The sequence below is a fragment of the Streptomyces smaragdinus genome (assembly GCF_009604385.1).
Lineage (GTDB): Bacteria > Actinomycetota > Actinomycetes > Streptomycetales > Streptomycetaceae > Streptomyces > Streptomyces smaragdinus.
In genome coordinates this window covers 1-2,902 of the sequence record NZ_WEGJ01000088.1, presented here as the reverse complement: position 1 = coordinate 2,902, position 2,902 = coordinate 1, and the positions used below count along the sequence as shown (strand labels likewise).

General features: G+C 71.0%; 3 protein-coding genes, 1 rRNA gene and 1 pseudogene. 1 reads left to right on the top strand and 4 read right to left on the bottom strand.

The features are described from left to right. Positions 1-942, top strand: a pseudogene (locus SRB5_RS36080) (type IV secretory system conjugative DNA transfer family protein); the annotation flags it as partial. Here SRB5_RS36080 and SRB5_RS35635 read toward each other — a convergent pair. From SRB5_RS35635 to rrf, 4 genes are all read right to left on the bottom strand, one after another. Then, entirely contained in the window at positions 939-1,571 is a 633-nt protein-coding gene (locus tag SRB5_RS35635) for a TetR/AcrR family transcriptional regulator (RefSeq protein ID WP_323379052.1), read from the bottom strand. The pseudogene SRB5_RS36080 and the gene SRB5_RS35635 sit on opposite strands and share 4 nt — an antisense overlap. Beyond that, entirely contained in the window at positions 1,568-1,954 is a 387-nt protein-coding gene (locus tag SRB5_RS35630; RefSeq protein WP_153457996.1) for a VOC family protein, read from the bottom strand. The genes SRB5_RS35635 and SRB5_RS35630 overlap by 4 nt, the downstream gene beginning before the upstream one ends. 89 nt (positions 1,955-2,043) lie before the next feature. Then, positions 2,044-2,589, bottom strand: a complete 546-nt coding sequence (locus SRB5_RS35625) for a GNAT family N-acetyltransferase (RefSeq protein WP_153457994.1) — start codon at positions 2,587-2,589, stop codon at positions 2,044-2,046. A gap of 178 nt (positions 2,590-2,767) precedes the next feature. Further along, positions 2,768-2,884, bottom strand: a 5S ribosomal RNA gene (rrf, locus tag SRB5_RS35620). Between the last annotated feature and the right edge of the window lie 18 nt (positions 2,885-2,902).

Below are 2,902 nucleotides of genomic sequence, written 5' to 3'. Positions count from 1 at the left end.
GGCGTTGGGCGTCACCTGGACCATCGGCGGGGTGAAGCGCCGGTCGGCCAGCAGCGCGCGTACGTCGTCGTACCGGGTGATGAGCCAGCCCGTCCGGCCGCCCGGCAGCCGCAGCCGGCTCCACGCCTCTGGTCGGCCACCAAGGACGCCCGCGCAAAGCTCGGCCCCACCCTCCTCTACGACCCCGACCACCTCTGCGACACCCCCGCCCGCCTCCGCTGGAGCCCCACCGCGGGCTGCACGGACCGCAAGGCCGCCGAGACCCGAGCCGCGGCCCTCCTACACCCCGTACGCCCCCGCGCCCGCGTCGACGCGGGCGTCGCGGACACCGCCCAGACGCTGCTGACGAGCTGGCTGCACGCCGCGGCGGTGGACAACCGCCCGATCACCCACGTCCAGCGCTGGTCGGCCGCCTCGGGAGCCGCCCACGAACCAGTGAAGATCCTCCGTACGGCGATCCGCGCCGCCGAGGGCTCGGCCGGCCGCCTCGAATCGGCGCTGACGGCCCACCCCGAATGGCGCGACCAGGCCCAACAGCTCATCACCCGGACCCTCTCGGCCCTCTCCACCCTCCACGTACGTAACAGCTGTCTCACCAATCGGACAGATTCGCTCAGCCTGGAGTCATTCGCGGACGAAGGGGGAACGCTCTACGTGATCGGTGAAGCAATCGAGGACCCCCGCCGCGACCCCGGCGCCCTCCCGCTGCTCACCGCACTCGCCGCAGACGTGGTCGAGCTCGGCCGCCGCATGGCCGCACGGTCATCCACCGGCCGGCTCGACCCACCAATGTCCCTGATCCTGCACGACGCGGCGGCAGTGGCCCCCGTCCCCCAGCTCCCGGACCTCCTCACGACCCGCGAGCTCCCCGTCCTGGCGGTCCTGCGCTCCCCGGAGCAGGCCCAGGACAGATGGCCGGAGCTGAGCCGCACCCCAAGCTAGTCGTGTACGTGGGCCCGCCGCCGGGAGGCCGGCAGCCGGCTGATCCGTACGAGCTCCTCGAAGTCCACGGCCACCCCCCGCAGCAGCAGATCCACCAACGGCCGCGCCGCCACGGCCTCCTGCCCGAACAGCGCCCGCTGATAGACGACGGACGCCAGCAGATCCACCAGCAGCTCCGGATCCGCCTCCGGAATCAGATCCCCCCGCCCGACGGCCCGCCGCACCGCGACGACCGCAGCCGCCCGGCTGGGCGCGATGAGCGTGTCCGTCAGATACCGGTGCAGCTCGGGATCCCCCGCACAGTCCGCGACCAGCGGCGCCAGCACCCCGGCGGGCAACCGCTCGTCGAGAGTCTGCGCCAACAGCCGCACGCTCTGCTGCAGATCGCACCGCGTACACCCGTTGTCCGGCGCCGGCGGTACGGCGACCACGCTCCCCAGCGCGTCGATGACGAGCCGCTGCCGCACCGGCCACCGCCGCCGTATCGCCGCCTTGGTGGTCCCCGCCCGCGCGGCCACCCGCTCCAGCGCGAACCCCCCGTACCCGCCCTCGGCGAGCTCGTCGACGGCGGCCTTCAGCACCGCGGCGTCGATCGCCGGATCCCGCGGCCGCCCGGGCGCGGGCGTCACGCCGGCACGTCCTGCGGATACCAGCGCAGCTCGACGGTGTTGCCGTCGGGATCACTCACGTAGACCGACTGCGCGACCCCCCGAGCCCCCCACCGCGACACGGGCCCCTCCAGCACGTCGAGGGTCCCCGAGTCGACGACCTCCTGCCAGTCGAGCGGATCCACGACCAGACACAGATGATCGACGTTGGACTCCCCCCGCGGCCGCGAGAACAGATCGATGACCGCCCCCTCATCGATCCGCACCGACGGAAACGGCACCTTCCCCGCCCGCCACTCCTCGACCCGCTCGGGCTCCAGCCCCAGCGTCCCCGTATAGAACTCCAACGCCCGCTCGACATCACCGACGTTGAGCACCAGATGATCGAAACCCTTGACCCGCATGACCCATCCCCATCCACGCAGTTACGATCCGAACCGCTCCGGATCGTAATGAAGCCAACCGGCACGGGTCAAGACCCGCACCCGCCGAACTACGGCCGCTCCACCGCCATTTCGACCTCGAGCCCCCCGACATCCGCCGGCAGCGTGTGCCCGGTCCGTACGAACCCACACCTCCGGTACAGCGTCTCCGCCCGTCCGTTCCGCTCGTGCACATACAGCCGCACCCGCTCCAGCCGCGGCTCCTCGAGCGCGAACGCCCACTCCATCGCGGCGGCGAAGAGCTTCTCCCCCAGCCCGGCCCCCCGCGCCTCGGGCCGGATGTACACCCCGACCAGATGCCCCTGCGGCACCTTGGCCTGCGACGCGAACTCCACGGCCCCACCCGGCACCTCGACGAGCACGGTCACGCTGCCGACCCACCGCCCGTCGCCGTCCTCGGCGACGAAACCTTTCACCTCGACCCCGGCCGCCGCCCGCTCGGCCCGCTCCTGCCAGAAGGCATCGGGCCGGGCGAGGGCGTTCTCGTACGTCTCGAGAAAGGCGATCGGCGCCGCCTCGTCCAGCAGCCCCGCCAGCCGCAACTCCTTGACCTCACGCCACTCGTCGACCCGCTGACCCCTGATCACATATTCCATGCGCCCGATACTGCTGCCCAACCCCACCACCCGCCAACCTCTTTACGCCTCCCTCACAGCAGCACCCGCTCCACGATCCCCTCGACCAGCCGCTCCGGCCCCGTCCGGAACCAACAGCGCCCTGAACGCAAAAATGCCTCAACCCCCGACCAACGGTCGGGGGTTGAGGCTAAAAATTGTTCGGCAGCGACCTACTCTCCCACAGGGTCCCCCCTGCAGTACCATCGGCGCGGAAAGGCTTAGCTTCCGGGTTCGGAATGTAACCGGGCGTTTCCCAATCGCTATAACCACCGAAACACTATGAAACTATCAA